Source organism: Paenibacillus sp. FSL R10-2736 (assembly GCF_038000245.1).
Classification (GTDB): Bacteria; Bacillota; Bacilli; order Paenibacillales; family Paenibacillaceae; genus Paenibacillus_AQ; species Paenibacillus_AQ phytohabitans.
Genome location: NZ_JBBOBN010000001.1, coordinates 4944678 through 4962661, shown reverse-complemented (window position 1 = coordinate 4962661; position 17984 = coordinate 4944678). Strand labels below are relative to the sequence as shown.

Sequence of the window (17984 nt, the reverse complement as noted above, 5' to 3'; positions counted from 1 at the left end):
GGAGGACGTTTGATAAATAAAAACCTGAGAATGAAAGGACAATGAATTACATTATGAATTCGAAGCCGTTAACCAAAAGTATCACCTTCATGCAAGCCCTGGCCCTTGTGGTCGGGATGATTATCGGATCGGGGATCTTTCTGAAGCCCGGGATTGTGCTGAATAACGCGGGAACTCCATGGATGAGTATCCTGGCCTGGGGTGCCGGGGGGATTATTACACTGGCTTCGGCGCTGAGCGTGGCGGAAATTGCTGCCGCGATTCCGAAGTCAGGAGGTTTGTATACATATTTAAGTGAATTGTATGGCGGGGTATTCGGCTACCTGCTCGGCTGGGTGCAGGCGGTGATTTCCTATCCGGCTTCTGTTGCCGCGCTGGCGATTGCTTTTGCCACATACTCCGGCTACTTCCTGCCGCTGAATCACTGGCAGCAGAAGCTGCTGGCCGTGGGTATTCTGGCTTTCATTCTGCTGATGAATGTCATCGCCACAAGGTTCGGCGGAATCATCCAGACTGTGGCAACTGTGGGTAAGCTGATTCCGGTAGCGGGCATCGTGGGCGTAGGCTTGTTCTCGGATCTGGCTCCCGGCTTTGGAGGAATCAGTGCATCAGCGGCAGGCGCGGGCTTCGGGGCGGCGGTTCTGGGCACACTCTGGGCGTATGACGGCTGGATCAGCGTGACCAACATGGCGGGTGAAATCAACAATCCGGCCAAAACACTGCCAAAAGTCATTTCGATCGGTGTTATTTTTGTAATTGCCGTGTATGTACTGTTCAACATTGCAGTGTTCAAAGCGCTGCCCTATGATCAGATTATTTCCTCCCAGACTCCGGGTGCAGATGCGGCAGAAGCACTGTTCGGCAGCGGCGGCGGAGCTTTTATTACGGCTGGGATCATTGTCTCCGTATTAGGAGCGCTGAACGGGTATCTGATGACCGCTGCGCGGGTGCCGCAGGCGATGGGGGAGAAGCGGCAGATTCCATTTTCCCGGGTGCTCAGCAGTATTCATCCGAAGTTCCAGACCCCGGCGAATGCGCTTATTTTTCAGAGTGTGCTGGCGGTGATCTACATCTTCTCCGGTACCTTCAATACGCTGACAGACCTGCTGGTGTTTGTCCTGTGGATTTTCTTTACGATGGGTGTGTTCGGCGTGTTCATCCTGCGCAAGAAAATGCCGCATGAACCAGGCCGCTACCGCGTGCCACTCTATCCGTTCACCCCGATACTGGGCGTGGCAGGCGGAATATATATTCTGGCCAGCACGATCATCAGTGATCCGCTGCGTTCGCTGGTGGGGATCGGCATTACGCTGGCCGGACTCCCGGTCTATTATGTGATGATCCGGAAGAACCGTGTGTAGAGTAAGTTCACAGATTGTCCGAGGGTAAGCTGAATATGAAATAAACTGCGCAGTACAAGGTGCTTCAGGGCTTTGTACTGCAGCAGTTAACAGCTGAGCAAGAGGAAATATAATTATTTGTTGACAAGGGCAGTTATATTAAGTATACTATGAAAGTATCTTTTGAGCGGGCGTTCACAGCTTAGAGATTACCGTCTTGTAGATCAGAATACATAGACACATACGGACTCTTAGCTCAGTTGGTAGAGCAGTAGACTCTTAATCTATTTGTCCAGGGTTCGAGCCCCTGAGAGTCCATCACAGAAGAAACGGCAGAGATGCCGTTTTTTTGTCGTTTAAGGCGTGAATAATAAAGTTGGAATATCGCTGAAGAGGCGGCTAAGGCATCCGGGAGCAGCGTTGGCGAGGGTTGGGCTGAATCAGCGCCGGAAATAGTTATGGATTTTCTCCACTTGCTGATGAATAGAGAAGCCCTCGCCGGACAGCAGTTGGATAAACAGCACTTAATTTGCGGTAAATGCCATAAAGTAGAGTGGATGTGAGAAATTAAGTGACGTTTCTCCAACTAAAATCCTGAAATTAGTCAAAAGTGCGAAATTAAGATACGTTTTTCCATTTAATACTCTATGTACTGGGTAAACTACGGCGGCGATCTCTAAGCACGACTCATTAATTAGCATTAGCCTATACTCAATTACCGTAGTTTGCTGATTCGCTTGAAATTAAACTTGATCATGCTTGTCAGAACAGGAGCTAGCAATGCTCCGCAATCTGTACTTCGAAGCCGTCCGGGTCTAGAATGTAAAAGAACCGCAGATGCGGATTCGGCGAGACGGGTCCGCGTGCTACCGGAATTCCCTCGTTACTAAGCTCCTTCATAGCCTCGTCCAGTGAACCTGCCTCGAAACCTACTGAAATACCGCACTCCGGCTTTAGCGCCGGATCACTTCCCTGAATAAGCTCGATCTTCGGTTGTCCTTCTGCACCCAGCATGACAATTTGCCTGCCTCTGCTCTCAAATCTGCGCTCAATGGGAAGGCCCAGAATCCTGTGATAGAAATCAAGGGAAGCCTCCAGATCGCGCACTCTGAGCGTAATCCAGTTCATACTCAAGTTCATGTTTCTCATATCCTTTGCTGTGAATTTTGGTAGTGTCTATTATACGCTATGTGTACGGCTTTTTTAACATACACAGTCTGCCGGTAACGTTATAATCTATCTGGAATGATTCTGTTATATTGCCGGAGGCCGGAAGATGAGGAAGTATGTGCTGCTATTGATATTTCTAGTACTTATGGGACTGCTGGCCTTCATAGGAACGATATGGCGCGAGGGTCCGCAACAAGAGGTGCCTGAATTAACAGCGGCCCGGAAGCGGGAGGATTTTGAATATCTGGCCAAGCTCGTGAAGGAGGTTTATCCGCTGGATAAGGCGCTTGAGCAGGATAAAGGTCTTGAGAATATGGACGTAATCAGTCAGGCATTCATAACCCGGGCCGGGGAATCTGCCGATAATGCTGAATTTCTCCGGCTGTTCTATGAATACATGACATTCTTGGGGCAAGCCGGCCATGCACAGGTGGTCTTTGATGAGCCGTACAATCCTATGCTTGCTTTCTTCTATAACATTGATAAACAAGCCTACCGCTCCAGAGACTACTGGCTTAACATGGCGTCCGGTGTGGAGATGTATGTGCACAGCAAAGCAGACATCCACTATGAGCAGGGTAAATATGTGCTGGCGCAGGATTATCAGGCGAGAGAGACTCTTTTTCCGCAAGGTTCAATAATTGAGCGAATTAACGGTCTGGCTGTTGAGGATTATGTTAAGTCTTTGCAGACACGGCTTCATCTAGTTTGGGATGCTGCGCTTCATCGGGTATACCTGCAGACGCTACTTAGTGCTGATCCGGGGAACGGTGCTTGGATGATTGAAGCGGTCCGCCCGGATGGCACGATGGCCAAGGGGGATTTCTTGGTGTACAAGGGATATGCGGCGCCATACCGGAATGAACAGCCTGACAGCAATGTTATCCCCGTTGAGCTGGATGACCAGACCGGATATATAAGGATTTTTAGCTTTGCAGATATGTATAAGGAGCAGGACCGACTGGTTATTCAGGATTTCATGAAGAAGTCGGGAGGGAAATACAGCAAGCTGATTATTGATCTAAGGAGGAACGGCGGCGGTGATGATGATTATTGGGCGGATAATCTGCTGAAGCCTTTGTTAAAAGCGCCCGTGGATTACGAGCAATCCGCAAGCGTGAAGAAATCATTCGGTGAACGTTTTGGGCTGCGGTTTCGCCTGTACAAACAATTCGTCAGCTCTACTCTGACCAATAAGGACAGATATGACGTAACAGAGGTTAAGAAAGAGCAACTCCCGGGAGTAGACTCTGCGGACTGGGACACTTATACGGTGACCAAGTACTGGCAGCCGGAAGATTCTTTTCTCTTTGACGGAAAGGTATATGTGCTTGCAGACGGTGACAGCTTCTCGGCAGCAGACAACTTCACGGCCGCTGTCCGCAAGCTGGGCCTGGGAACGGTGGCCGGAACGAATACGGCGGGTGGAGCCTGTGTCTATATGGAGCCTTACAGGTACGCTCTGCCGAACAGCGGGATTATATTTAAACTCGAAACGGACCTGAACAGCAACGCTGAAGGCCGGATTAATGAAATCTACGGGACTGCGCCGGATGTGCTGATGGACGAATCCCGCTATCCAACGGCCTATCCGGAGAGTTATGAACCTGAGGTTTTGAAGAATGAGGAGTGGATCCGCAAGGTCATGCTGAGTCTATAATGGAATGTGAGTTCTAAGTACATATTAGGAGGATTTGGTGATGAATATAACACCAGTAGTAAACGGCGGAAAAACGATAGCCGTAGTGAGCGGCAGCAAGACCTTAGTCAGTGATGTTCAGGATGCGCTGGATCTAATGGCAACGGTACGGTATGAAGTGGATTGTGACCGGATTGTCCTTCATAAAGCTCTGCTCAGCGAAAGCTTTTTTGATTTGAAGACCCGGCTGGCCGGCGAGATTCTGCAGAAGTTTATTAATTATCATGTAAAGGCAGCAGTGGTAGGAGATTTCAGCGGCTATACCAGCCGGAGTCTGCGCGATTTCATCTATGAATGCAATAACGGGAAAGATATTTTTTTCCTGGCGGATGAGCAGCAGGCGGTTGAGAGGTTAAGTGAGGTTTAGAGATACGCTATAAGAAACAACTCAAACTCCGATCCGGCTGGATCGGTTTTTTTTGTATTTTCCAGTGAGGCAAAAGAACAATATGCGCTGAAAAGGCATTACGTCTATACCTTCACTATTAAATTCGAATACTACTATATTGAAAAATTGTTTTATATCAATCTGAGTGAAAGGGGAGTGGTGAAGATGAGCTTATTATCTACGGGACCGATTGAGAACAATGTCTCAGCCTCAACCGGGGTAAGGCCTACGCAGCAGGTGACAGTCAAAGTCGATAACAGAAGCAGTGTCTCCAGTTCGACGGTTGTGGTCGAAGGCTATTTTTTGGATGGGACAAGAACATTATATGTGAGTGAAACTCTGAATCTGTCCCCGAATCAAGTGATAACCAGAACTTATTACGCGGATTTGAATGCCTTTGAATTTCTTTTCACCACATCTGCTTCCGTTAACGATGAGATCCAGATCTCTATATGGGGAAAAGATGCTACGGGTAATTTGGTGACGGCGCACAGGCTGGTTTCCGCTGAATTATTAGGAGCAGTGACGGGAGCTACGGGAGCCACGGGAGTAGCGGGAGTGACGGGAGCCACGGGGGTAGCGGGTGCGACTGGAGATACGGGAGTGACTGGAGCGACAGGAGTGACTGGTGCGACTGGAGTAGCGGGAGTGACGGGAGCCACGGGAGTAGCGGGAGCGACAGGAGCCACGGGAGTGACTGGAGCTACGGGAGTTACAGGAGAGACAGGAGTGACAGGTGCGACTGGAGTGACAGGAGCGACAGGAGTGACTGGTGCGACTGGAGTAGCGGGTGCGACAGGAGCCACGGGAGTGACTGGAGCCACAGGAGTGACGGGAGAGACAGGAGTGACTGGATCTACGGGAGAGACAGGAGAGACAGGAGTGACAGGGGCTACCGGAGCAACGGGAACTGCCGGTTCAACCGGAGCTACAGGATCGGCGGAGCCCGCCTCGGTTAATCTGATGTACGTGACCAACAACGGTGGCGACAATATTTCTGTGATAGACGGGAATACGAATACTGTTGTAGCTACGATTGCAGTAGGTGCAGGGCCGTTTGGTGTAGAGGTGAACTCTGTAACCAACCGGATTTATGTAGCCAATGAGGATAGCGGGAATGTCTCGGTGATAGATGGAAGCACCAATACGGTTATAGCTACTGTTACTGTGGGGACTACACCGAATGGGGTAAGAGTAAATCCCAATGCCAACCGGATTTATGTTACGAATTCAGGGAGCAATAATGTCTCGGTGATTGACGGGGGCAGCAATGAAGTGATTGCCAGTGTGGCCGTAGGAGCCGGGCCATTCGGTGCATGGGTGAACCCGATCACCAACCGGATCTATGTAGCAAATACAGGCAGCAACAATGTCTCTGTCATCAGCGGAATATCCAATGCCGTTATTGCTACGGTTGCTGTTGGGGCTGTTCCTGTAGGAGTAACGGTGAATACCCGTACCAACCGGATTTATGTGACAAATTCAAACAGCAGCAATGTTTCGGTGATCAGCGGTTTGTCAAATACCATTATCGCTACGGTTCCGGCAGGTATAGTACCAAGCGGCATCGGATTGAATCCTAACACTAATCTGATTTACTCCGCCAATCAGGGCAGTAACAATGTGTCCGTCATTAACGGAAGTACCAATACCGTTGCCGCCACCATTACAGTGGGGATCAGTCCGCTCGGTGTAGCGGTAAATCCTCTGACCAATGGTGCATATGTGGCGAATGCCGGGAGCAATACGATCTCCGTTATCGACGGGAACAGAAATACTGTCACTTCCAGCATAACAGTAGGTACCACCCCTTTAGGAGTAGGGATCAATCCTTAACAAGAGGTGAGCGCGATGATTACGATTAGTCTGTGCATGATAGTGAGGAACGAGCAAGCTACACTGGAACGATGTATACAGTCTGTACAGGAGGCGGTGGATGAAATCATCATTGTGGATACCGGATCAACGGACAGCACCAAAGAAATAGCCGGGCGATGGACGCCTCATGTCCGGGATTATAAGTGGAAGCATCATTTCGCCGATGCCCGGAACTATTCATTTGCGCAAGCGGCAATGGATTATATCTTGTGGCTTGATGCAGATGATGTGTTGCTGCCTGCGGAACTGCAGAAGCTGTTGGAGCTCAAACATTCTCTGTCTCCTGACATTGATCGGGTGTCTATGCCCTATCACTGCGACTTTGATGAATACGGGCATGCCACATTAAAGGTCCGGCGCGTAAGGCTGGTCAGACGCTCCCGGAATTACGAGTGGACCGGGGCGGTGCATGAGGATTTGTCGATAGAAGAAGGCGGCTGTCTGGACAGTGATATTGTGATCACTCATCTGAAGAATCATAGCCGTTCAGACACTAAGCGGAATCTGAAAATTTATGAACTGCTATTGTCCTCCGGGGTGGAATTTACAGCACGGGATACTTTGCATTATGCCATGGAGCTGCATCAGCATCGCTTGTATGAACAGGCAGTTCTCTGTTACCAGCAATTCATAGACTCTAATCAACGTACAATAGAAGATATAATTCATGTCTGTTCGAAATTGGCAGATTGTTATTACCACATGGGCAACCGGGATAAGGAGCAGGAGTGGATATTCAAATCGTTCACCTACGATATTCCCCGTCCGGAATTCTGCTGCCGGCTGGCTTATTTCTTTTTGGAAAAGGAGCAATTTCAACAGGCGGTGTACTGGTATAAGCTGGCTATCGAATCGCCGCCGCCTGTTAATCCTTGGGCCATCTCAAATGATGTGGCCAGAACATGGCTGCCCCACATGCAGTTGGGGATGTGCTACTACCACCTTAATGAGTATGAACTATCCTATCATCATAACAAGATAGCCTCCGGATACCTCCCGGATGATCAGAAGATTCTCAACAATCTTATTCTGTTGGAGAATGAGATTCTAAAGGTTAAGGAGCAGCCCGATTTGCGTTTGACAACCTTTCCATGTTGAAGCACAATAAAAAGGTGATGATGTAAATTTAAGTGGTGCAGGGAGAATAATACATGAATAATAAATCAGGACGTCAGTCCTTCCGGGAAAGATTGGATTATATGGTAAGCAAGCTCCGCACAGATATTCTTAGCGGTATTCTGCAGCCGGGAGCGTATCTTCCTGCCGAGAGTCTGCTGGCCAAACAATTTGAGCTCAGTAACAAATCCGTACGCAGAGGCCTGGATGTCCTTGTGCAGGAAGGCCTGATTCAGAAGATTGACCGTGTGGGCAGTGTGGTAATGGAGTCGGTCAGGGAGCGGATCCGCATCCACTTCGGCTGCAGCTCTTCCTTGACTAAGGATTTCAAGCTGGATGATCTCATTGCAGAATTCCACCGGCTGCATCCCGGGATTCATGTTCTGCCGCTCGCCTTGAATGACTTCGATCATGTAAATTCGGCCTTGGAGCTGATGAACAACGGGATGCTCGATGTGTTGTCGCTGAACAGCACCCAGTTTCAGGAGATGGCCGAGGGCGGTTCCGCCGAACTCCTGGAGACGCTGGAGCCTGATCCGGGGCTGTATCCGATTACAAGTGAAGCCTTTTTGCATGAGGGACAGCTGTTTGCTTATCCGATTTCCTTCTCTCCCGTGGTGCTCTGCTACAACAAAGCCCATTTCCGTGAGGCTGACCTGCCTGAACCGGACAGTTACTGGACCTGGGATGATCTGATGGAGTCGGCACGGCAGCTGTCGGAGAAACGGGGGCGCCATGCCGTGTATTTTGTACCCGCCTCCGAGAACCGCTATTCGGTGTTTCTGCTGCAGAGCGGAATCCGGATCACGGAGGACGGAGGACACCATCCCACACTGAGTCCCGAGACCGCCAACAGTCTGGATATATACAGCAGGCTGGTGAACAATCATCAGATCTTCCCCAAATATCTGGCTGGCAATCACGAGGATGAGACAATATCGCTGTTTGTGCAGGAGCAGGTATCGATGATCCTGGCGACCTACTACAATCTGAACGAGTTCAAGGACCTTCCCCTGGATTATGACTTGGCCCCGCTTCCAACGCTCAAAGCTAGGGACCCGCAAAAAACACTGCTCGTCACCATCGGTGCGGCTGTTGTGGGGAACTCCAGGCAGAAAGAGGCTGCACGGCAATTCGTCAGCTTCCTGGCTTCGGCAGAGGCGCAGCGGATGATCCGTGAACGTTCGGTCAGTATTCCGGCACGCAAACGGATTGCTGAAATGACCGTGGATGATCATTTGAACCGTCCTTCGAGATATCTGATGTACAGAGAGTTGTTTCCAACATTTTCATACCTCAGAGATCTGGGGCTTCCTATTGCTGTACTGCAAAGCTTCCGCAAGCTTTTGAATGCGTATTGGTCCAGAATGATTGATGAAACCTCTATGTATGAGGAAATGGGCCGGCTGATTGCAGAAGAAAACAGGGCGAAAGCGGATAGGTCAGCGGATACGTCCACCTGAGTGCGGCTGCAGCGGTTCTGGGTCGGAGATTAAGCGTGATGATAGCGGGATTCTGCTATTATTACGCTTTTTTGCTGTGTTTACTACTAGAACTGGTGTAAAAAGAAAACATGAAATGAAAACAATGAAATATTTCATATCAATTCATGTTAGCTTTTTCACAATATTAAGATGGAAAATTCGATTGATGAAATATTAATGTGATGTATAATTACATAAACGCTGATAAATAGTCAAAATTTAATTGACTTCAATGAAAGGTGAAAATATAATAAATACATCAGATGTATATCAGTAATGCGAAAGTATAGATCTGAATAGCTTGGATATGAATCACAAAGAAGTCAAGAGTGAGAAAAACGTCACAATTATTGAGAAATGTACAGGCTGAAGGAGAAAATCAAGAGGAAAGGCGCTGATAGCTATTCTGTAAAAACGAAATGTTGATGTACTGTTGATTCCCTTATCGTGTGTTAGTAAATATCTCATAGGAACTATCTTACTTTTACTTATTAATAGGGGGCTGAATTATGAATGTTGCTAAAAGGAAGCTAGCTCTGCTGTTGCCGGTCCTGACACTGCTCGTTACACTGGTGTCCGCCTGTGGAGGGTCAAACAATAATGGAGGCAACGCCGCTGAACCATCGGCCTCTTCGGGTACTCAGAGTGAGACGGCTGCTCCTGAAGATGGAAGCCGGTCCGTTGGCGGCCTTCAGGTGCCGATTGTGGCGGACAAGCTGGAGCTGTCCCTTTGGTCCCCAAGCGGGGGGAATTTCCGGGGAACCGATTTTAATGAGAAGTACTCCTTTCAGCAAATGGAAGAGAACACCAACGTTCATATCAACTTTCAGCACAGTACAGAAGCCAGCGCAGAAGCATTCAGTCTGCTGATGTCCTCCGGCAAGCTTCCGGATATTATCTATAACGATCTGTGGGGGACGGACTCCGGCAAATACGGCACTCAGGGAGCGCTCCTTCCACTGGAAGATCTGATTGACCAATATGCACCGAACTTCAAAAAGCTCCTCGATGACCACCCGGATATCCGGGGACAAATCACTTCGCCTGAAGGGCATATCTATTATCTGCCGAACCTCGTACTCGATTCCCAGGACTTGACCCAAATGTTCCCACAGGTCCGCAGTGACTGGGTGGAGAAGCTGGGACTCCAGATGCCGCAAACTACAGAAGACTGGTATAACATGCTTAAAGCCTTTAGGGAGCAGGATCCCAATGGTAATGGCAAAAAAGATGAAATTCCGCTCGTCACCGTCAATCTGGAGAACATTATGATGCTGTTCGCGCCGGCCTTTGGTGTCGAATACGGGTTCTTCGTGGATAACGGTGAAGTGAAATTCGGGCCTAATGATCCGCGGTTCAAGGATGTTGTTGCCTATCTGAACCGTCTATATGAAGAACAGCTGCTGGACCCGAACTATCTGGTGGACACAACGTTCCAAACGCTGACCGAGAAGGTGACCACGGATGTGGCCGGTGCCTGGTTCGGCTGGTCGGGGTCCTATATGGGGAACTTCACAACGCTGATGGAAGGCAAGCATGACACCTTCAAAATTGCAGCAGCCATTCCTCCAAAGGGGCCTAACGGTGATCAGCGCCATGTCTCCTTCCGCTGGCAGGCTGCGGCCCATGGACTTGCCGTATCCTCAAAGACTGCACATCCCGAAGAAGTGATGAAGTGGCTGGACTACCAGTATTCTGAAGAAGGTATTCTGCTGAACAATTTCGGGGTGGAAGGCAAGTCTTATGATCTGGTGAACGGCGAGCCGGTATATAAGGAAGAGGTTACTCATCCTACGAACGGGCTGACCAATACGCAGGAGCTGCTGAACCATACCATCGGCGGCGGAAGCTGGGCTACAGTGGCCGATACCCGTTATGCCGAACAGATCCGTGAAGCGAACGGGCAAACGGAGAATCCGCTGGAGATTTACAAGGATTATATTGACTTTGACGCGAAGCTGCCGCCAGTACAATTCACGGCTGAAGAAAATGAAATTGTGGTTCCGCTTATGGCTGACATTCAGACCTATGTGGCTGAAACGATCAATGCCCAGATTATGGGACGCCAGAGCTTCGAGGATTATGACAAAGTCATGAAGCAGCTGGAGCAAATGGGGATTGGCGAGGTGCTGAAGCAGTACCAGGCTGCATATGAGCGTTTTAAAGGAAAATAAGCGGAGCAGGGCTGTCTTAGCCGGGCGGGCTGCGGAAATTCCGGCAGCTCCCTGGCACTAAGATAACCGGTACCCTCGCCTCTGTCCGGGAAAGGAGCCCCCTATGGCAGTACCCGTAAATGCAATCAAGGCTAAAAGCAGGAAACAGCAGACGAAACGGAGTTCCCTTTCGCTGAAGCGTATGATGGCTAACCGTTATCTCTATCTCATGCTGCTGCCTACTGTGCTGTATTTCCTCATCTTTGAATACAAACCGATGTACGGGGCGATAATCGCCTTCAAGGATTTCAATCCTTTCGCAGGTGTAGCCGGCAGCCCCTGGGTGGGCTTCAAAAATTTCGAGAAGTTTTTTGAGAGCTATTATTTCTTCCGTTTGCTCAAGAACACCTTCCTAATGAGCTTTTATTCGCTGCTGTTCATTTTTCCGGCTTCGCTGGTCTTTGCACTTTTGCTTAATGAGCTGCGGATCAAAAAGCTGAAGTCCTTCCTGCAGACGGTGTCTTATCTGCCGCATTTCATTTCATTAATTGTCATCTGCGGCATGATTATTGACTTCACGAAACCCGGAGGCATTATCAACAGCCTGCTGCTCGGCATTGGAATCATCTCTGAGCCGATTCAATTTCTAATCCTGCCGGAGTGGTTCCGCACCATTTATGTCGGTTCGGGCATGTGGCAGAGCCTGGGCTGGAACTCTATCATCTATCTGGCAGCCTTGTCCGGTATTAACCCGAGCCTCTATGAGGCTGCTGTGGTCGATGGGGCCGGGCGCTGGAAGCAGCTTACCCACATTACACTGCCGGGAATTCTGCCCACAGTGCTGATCCTGTTGATTCTGAATGTCGGGACCCTGCTGAATGTGGGCTGGGACAAAATTATATTGCTGTATAATCCGGGAACCTACGTCACGGCAGACGTCATCTCCACCTTTGTCTACAGACGCGGTGTCATGGAAGCCGATTACAGCTTCTCGGCGGCGGTGGGACTGTTCAACTCCGTGATCAACTTTACGCTGCTGGTGCTGGCGAACCGGATCAGCCGGAAGACCACCGAGAGCAGCTTATGGTAAGGAGGGCTATGCTTCCGAAGCAAGTTTAATTGCGCTGTTCACACAGGAAGTATAGCTCCATTAAACTCTTAGGAGGGAAGACATTGGTAATCAAACGCAGCATTCCGGAACTGATATTTGACAGCTGCAATGTTCTATTCCTAATCTTCTGTTCCTTCCTGTTCCTGTATCCCATGTGGTATGTACTGGTATCCTCGTTCAGTGATGCGCATGCCATCGCCGCGGGCGAGATCAGCTTCTGGCCGAAGGGCTTTAATGTGGATGCGTACAAGCTGGTTTTTGAGGACCAGCGGATCTGGACCGCTTACGGGAATACGTTCATTTATGTCATCGCGGGCACTTTTATCAACCTGGTTCTAACTACACTTGGCGCTTATCCGCTGTCCAGAAAGAATCTGGAGGGGCGCAGCCTGATTATGGCGTTCATCGTGTTCACGATGTTCTTCAGCGGGGGGCTGATTCCGGCCTATCTGAATGTGCGTGAGCTCGGACTGTACGATACAAGATGGGCGTTGCTGCTGCCGGGCGCGGTTAGTGCTTTTAACCTGATCGTCATGCGGACCTTCTTCCAGTCCATACCGGAGAGCCTCGTGGAATCGGCCAAAATCGACGGTGCACATGACTTCCGCATTCTGCTGCGGATTGTACTGCCGTTATCGATGCCTGTACTGGCGGTAATGACGCTGTTCTATGCGGTGGGACACTGGAACAGCTGGTTCTCGGCGATGATTTATTTGCAGGACCGTGATCTGTTTCCGCTGCAGCTGATTTTGCGGGAAATTCTGATTCAGTCCTCCGCGCAGAATATGCTGGCCGGCGTTACGCAGGATGAGGTGTTCCGCATCAGTGAATCTATCAAGTTCGCGACGATTATTATCGCAACGGTGCCTATTTTGATGATCTATCCGTTTTTGCAGAAGTATTTCGTTAAAGGCGTCATGATCGGGGCACTGAAAGAGTAAGCGGACAAGAGAGAGAAACAGAGCAGAAACAGGGCAGAAACAGAGCAGAAATAGAGAAAACAACATTCGCACCGTAATCTGCGCGAAGCAGTCGGGAGGAGAGAGGCTATATGAAGGCGGTACTATCCCAGAATGGTGAAATTAACGTGGCTGAGATTCCCGCTCCGGTGCTGGAGGACGGATTCGTGCTCGTTGAGACAGAATATTCGGCCATCAGTCCCGGAACAGAAATGATGATGAATGGTGCTCACCGCCCGAAACCCATAGTTCTCGGATATAGTGCAGTAGGGATCATCCGGTCCCGGGGACAGGGAATGGAGCATTGGCCAATTGGTCAGCGGGTGGCCTGTTACGGGGGACCTTATGCGAAACACGCGGAATGGCTGCTGATGCCACAGCATCTCATGGTGCCGGTTCCGGAGCATGTCAGTCCGGTGGAAGCATCAACGGTGGGTCTTGGAGCCATCGCAGTGCATGCCGTAAGGCAGGCTGACCTGCAGTTCGGCGAGACGCTGGTGCTGATTGGAGCAGGGATTCTCGGCCAGCTGATTGCGCAAATTGCCAGGGCTGCCGGCTGCCGGGTCATCGTCTATGATCTGCTTGAAGCGCGCTGCAGCATCGCTGAGAGCCTGGGCATCCGCCACATTGCAGTGAGTCCGGAGCAGGTCAGCTCGCATCTGGAACAATTGACGGCGGGAATGGGAGCGGATGCCGTAATGATCTGTGCCGGGGGCAAATCCGGCGGGCTTGTCGATCAGGCGCTGGAATGGGTGAGGAACCAGGGGAAGGTGCTGCTGGTCGGAGATGTGAAGGCGGACTTCTCGCGGGAGCTGATGTTCGGGAAGGAAGCGCAGGTGCTGATCTCCAGAGCAGGCGGTCCGGGCCGTTACGATCCTGTCTATGAAAAGCAAGGGATTGATTATCCTTACGGCTACGTTCGCTGGACCGAAGGACGCAACATGGCGGAATACATCCGGCTGATCGCTGAAGGCGATATTCAGGTAGGGCCGCTGATCAGCAAGGTGTTCCCCCTGGAGCGTTCAGCCGATGCGTTCTTACAGTATGCTCAATCTCCGGCAGAGCTGCTGGGGGCGGTGCTTGCTTATCCTGTAACCGGTGTTCAGGAGGCCGAGCCTGCTGCAGCCCAAGCCCGGGAGGGGCAATAATCATGGAGGCGCTGCGGATCGGCGAGCCGCTGAACGGGCTTGCGGTATGGGCATCGGCCTATGGCAAGCGGCAGGGGCAAGACCGGATCTATGCCGTATCCTCCGGCAGTCCCTGCATGCTGTTTGTACTTGATCCTGCTGGTACCGAGCCGGTGCAGCAATTCGCGCTGGAAGGCTCGGATCATTGCTGGGGAGTGGTTGCGGCGGCCAGCGGAATCTACATCGGCGGCAGCGGGATTCTCTACAGATTTACGCATGAACAGGGCATCGAGAACCTGGGGGAGATGATTCCAGGCGAGTTCTACACTTGGCGGCTTGCCGCCGACAACGCGGGCAACATCTATGGAGGCTGCTATCCCGGCGGCAAAGTCTTTCAATATAACCCGTCCACGGGACAGTTCAGAGATTACGGTGTCATGGTAGACGGGGAGCAATACGCCCGGTGCATGCAAGCCTGGAAGGGCAAGCTGTACGTGGGGGCCGGAACCCGGTGTCCGCATATTGTGGAACTGGACACAGAGACAGGTGAACGGACTGAGATCAGTCTGCCGGAAGAGAGCCGCACAGAGCAGCTGGTGTATGATCTGAATATTGTACACGGGAAGCTGATAATTCGGATAACACCGAGTTCTAGATTATATATCTATGATCTGAAGCTGCGCGGGTGGGAGAATTCTATCGATCATGTAAGTGGACTTAGTGTGTCGCCGCCTGACCGTTACGGGAACATCTATTTCATCAAGGATGATGTTCTGCAGCGTTATGCATTGGCAACGGGCGTGCTTACCCCTACTTCATTTGCCATGCCGGAACCGGCAGGAGACTACGGCTGGCTGGAGGGCCATCCGCTGAATCCGCAGGGAAGCTGCCTGGCAGGTGTGCACAGGGACGGGACCTGCTGGATCTATGATCCGGAGAACGACCGGCACACGGTCATGGATTTCATACTGCAGGGGCAGCCGGTTCACCTGCAGTCCCTGGCCTGGGGGCCGGAAGGGAAGCTGTATATCGGCGGTTATTTCGCCGGCGGACTGGCCGGTTACGATCCGGCCACCTCGGAAATCGTTTCCCGCCGGGGGATCGGGCAGATCGAGGGCATGATGGAAGCCGGCGGCATTATGTATCTGGGAGTGTACCCCAAAGCGAATATCTTCGCCTATGACCCGTCACGGGAATGGAATCCCGGCCTTAATCCCAGGCTGGCTTTCTCCCTGCAAGGCGAAGAACAGGACCGTGCTTTTGCCTGGACCCGGGCGGGAGAAGAACTGGCTATCGGAACTGTTCCGTCCTACGGCCGGCATGGAGGTGCACTTACCCTGTTGCATCCAGAAACCGGGGCGCGTGAAGTATTCAGGGGGCTGCTGCCGCAGCAGAGCATCGTGTCACTGACTGCAAGTGAAGACCTTTTGTTCGCCGGAGGCTCTGTCTGGGGAGGACTCGGAATCGCCCCGGAGCGGATGGAAGCGTCCCTGATGATCTGGGATGTGAACAGCCGCCGCAAGGTGTGGGAGGGCGTTCCGGTACCGGGTGAAAAGGCCATCCCGGCGCTGGCGCTGGATGATGAGGGCAAGGTATGGGGACTCACTGCAGGGTTGCTTTTCCTGTTTAATCCGCTAACGCTGGAGACTGAAAGGACGATTCGGGTATGTCCGGCGGATTGGGAAGGAATGACCCACTTCTGGCGGGGAGGCAACGAGCTGCTGTACAGGGAAGGCATTTTGTACGGGACCGCAATGAATACACTGTTCCAATATGATGTGCGCCAGGACAGGCTTGAGGTGCTGGACGATGATGCCCGGCTGCTTGCGGTGGACGGCGAAGGCGGACTGTTTTTTGCCAGAGCAACCGCGCTGTACCGCATGCAGGCCTTGGCGGCAAGTCAGGAGAAATCATGAAAATCCTATATTTCTATAAATTTTGCCTGCTGGGCGGAGTCACCACGCAGCTGGCGAACAGGCTTAAGTTTCTGCGGGGCCGTGCGGAGGTGCATTTTGCTTTTCTTGAGGACTACGGCGGGGCCGGCGCTTTTGAAGGCTATGCGCATGTCCGTATCCTCGGAACAACTGATGAAATCAGGAGCTACATTAAGGTGCATGACTTTGACGTAATCATCACCATTGATACCTATGAGCTGTATGAAGCGCTGGGCCCGGCGGAAGAACGGAAGCTGATCATTCACGAGGTGCACACCACCTATGAGGAGCCCTTGCGGATACTGGCTGAATCCAGGGACAGTCTGCCCTTTCACTATGTCATCACACCCTCTGCGTATATGAAGGAAATGCTGGAGGGAATCGGGATTACAGATGCTTGTCATATCAATAACTGCCTGGATACGGAATTATTCAAATACGAACCCCTCTCCGGCGAGCGGCCGCCTACCATTCTGTGGGTAGGCAAGCTGGACCGGCATAAAAACTGGGAGTCCTTCATGAACATAGCAGGCAGGCTGAATGCGCAATTCCCGGACCTGCAGTTCCTGCTTGTCGGCGGTTACACCGCTCCCGAAGAAATTACCGGCAAACTCCGGGCGAGAGTGCAGGAGCTGGGAATCCGGAATTTTGAGTGGCTGCCCAAAGTGGATTATGAAGAGATGCACCATTATTATTCTGCGGTTGCCGGGAGTGGCGGGGTGTATATCAGTACTACCAGCAATGAATCCTTCGGGATGACCGTCCTGGAGGCGATGGCCTGCCGGTGTCCGGTTGTCGTGCCGGAGGTCGGAGCGTTGCCTGAGCTGCTGGATGATGAGCTGAGTGTATCGCTGTATGCTACCGGAAATGAAGAGGAATGTGTCCGGCGTGTGGCCCTTCTGCTCGAACAGAACGCCCTGCGGGAACGCTTGATGACCTTGGGCGAGCAGAAGGCAAGAACGGTGTACAGCATTGAAGAGGTTGGAAAAGCATACCTGGCGCTGCTGGAACATTTCGTAAGGGAACGTGCATACCACAGTTAATCTACATTGTCCGCAGGCACAAGGGGGCGTTCATTAACTGCCATATAGATTGAACTTAAAAATATACGGACTGGAAAAAGCAGCGGAGGGGAAATTTGAACTGGAACTGTATGAAGGTAGCATCCGCCTGAAAGCTATCCATAGGAAAGCTAGCATCGGAAGCATAAGCTGTCTGAGAATTTCCACTGCGAACAGCGGATTAGATCAAGAAACCTGGGGACGGGCAGCGGCCGGAGGGCCAAATATTCTTTGGAGTTACGGCAACCCATGACCCGATTACGGTACATTCCTAGGCGTTTGCGGTAAACGGTAGCGGTAAACGGTAAACGGTAAACGGTAGGGCGGTAGGCGGTATGCGGTATGCTTAATTGCACTTTGTACAACTAAAACGCCTGATTTTCAACCAATAATCCGTTTAGTTGTATTTCGTACAATTAAACTGCCTTTGTTCCTTGGTTCTGGCCCATTCGAACAAATTTAGTTGTACAGAATGCAGTTATAAGAGGCCAGCCTCTCTTTTCGGTGTTTTTAATTGTACATTATACAACTATATTCAACTATCCCTGAACATCCATTTGGAAC

General features: G+C 51.1%; 13 protein-coding genes and 1 tRNA gene. 13 read left to right on the top strand and 1 reads right to left on the bottom strand.

Translation table 11 applies throughout. The annotated features are described in order from the left end of the window. Positions 1–41: 41 nt before the first annotated feature. Both NSQ73_RS21410 and NSQ73_RS21405 read left to right on the top strand, forming a co-directional pair. A complete protein-coding gene (locus NSQ73_RS21410) occupies positions 42–1361 on the top strand; it encodes an APC family permease (protein WP_340988094.1) in 1320 nt (439 codons plus the stop codon). Between the two features lie 224 nt (positions 1362–1585). After that, a tRNA-Lys gene (locus NSQ73_RS21405) sits at positions 1586–1658 on the top strand. Positions 1659–2114: 456 nt separating this feature from the next. Here NSQ73_RS21405 and NSQ73_RS21400 read toward each other — a convergent pair. Continuing rightward, positions 2115–2480 carry a VOC family protein gene (locus tag NSQ73_RS21400; RefSeq protein ID WP_052421766.1) on the bottom strand — a complete coding sequence of 122 codons (366 nt, stop codon included), beginning with the start codon at positions 2478–2480 and terminating at the stop codon, positions 2115–2117. A gap of 136 nt (positions 2481–2616) precedes the next feature. Here NSQ73_RS21400 and NSQ73_RS21395 point away from each other — a divergent pair, with 136 nt between their 5' ends. The 11 genes from NSQ73_RS21395 to NSQ73_RS21345 all read left to right on the top strand — a co-directional run bounded on the left by NSQ73_RS21395 (position 2617) and on the right by NSQ73_RS21345 (position 17402). Then, positions 2617–4170 (top strand): S41 family peptidase, encoded by a 1554-nt coding sequence (locus NSQ73_RS21395; protein ID WP_340988093.1) that lies wholly within the window; start codon positions 2617–2619, stop codon positions 4168–4170. Between the two features lie 40 nt (positions 4171–4210). Further along, the gene (locus tag NSQ73_RS21390; protein ID WP_340988092.1) at positions 4211–4576 is read left to right on the top strand and encodes a DUF4180 domain-containing protein; all 366 of its coding nucleotides are present in this window, start codon (positions 4211–4213) and stop codon (positions 4574–4576) included. A 186-nt stretch (positions 4577–4762) separates the two neighbouring features. Beyond that, a complete protein-coding gene (locus NSQ73_RS21385) occupies positions 4763–6433 on the top strand; it encodes a YVTN family beta-propeller repeat protein (RefSeq protein ID WP_340988091.1) in 1671 nt (556 codons plus the stop codon). Between the two features lie 15 nt (positions 6434–6448). After that, positions 6449–7573, top strand: coding sequence for a glycosyltransferase family 2 protein (locus tag NSQ73_RS21380; RefSeq protein ID WP_340988090.1), 1125 nt, complete (start codon positions 6449–6451; stop codon positions 7571–7573). Positions 7574–7626: 53 nt separating this feature from the next. Further along, positions 7627–9054 (top strand): extracellular solute-binding protein, encoded by a 1428-nt coding sequence (locus NSQ73_RS21375; protein ID WP_340988089.1) that lies wholly within the window; start codon positions 7627–7629, stop codon positions 9052–9054. Between the two features lie 530 nt (positions 9055–9584). Next, positions 9585–11249, top strand: a complete 1665-nt coding sequence (locus tag NSQ73_RS21370) for an extracellular solute-binding protein (RefSeq protein WP_340988087.1) — start codon at positions 9585–9587, stop codon at positions 11247–11249. 103 nt (positions 11250–11352) lie between these two features. Further along, positions 11353–12318 carry an ABC transporter permease gene (locus NSQ73_RS21365; protein WP_445669571.1) on the top strand — a complete coding sequence of 322 codons (966 nt, stop codon included), beginning with the start codon at positions 11353–11355 and terminating at the stop codon, positions 12316–12318. 83 nt (positions 12319–12401) lie between these two features. Then, entirely contained in the window at positions 12402–13280 is an 879-nt protein-coding gene (locus tag NSQ73_RS21360; RefSeq protein WP_042135479.1) for a carbohydrate ABC transporter permease, read from the top strand. 110 nt (positions 13281–13390) lie between these two features. After that, positions 13391–14446, top strand: a complete 1056-nt coding sequence (locus NSQ73_RS21355) for a zinc-dependent alcohol dehydrogenase (protein ID WP_340988086.1) — start codon at positions 13391–13393, stop codon at positions 14444–14446. A 2-nt stretch (positions 14447–14448) separates the two neighbouring features. Next, positions 14449–16341, top strand: coding sequence for a WD40 repeat domain-containing protein (locus NSQ73_RS21350; protein WP_340988085.1), 1893 nt, complete (start codon positions 14449–14451; stop codon positions 16339–16341). After that, positions 16338–17402 (top strand): glycosyltransferase family 4 protein, encoded by a 1065-nt coding sequence (locus NSQ73_RS21345; protein ID WP_340988083.1) that lies wholly within the window; start codon positions 16338–16340, stop codon positions 17400–17402. The genes NSQ73_RS21350 and NSQ73_RS21345 overlap by 4 nt, the downstream gene beginning before the upstream one ends. Positions 17403–17984: the final 582 nt, after the last annotated feature.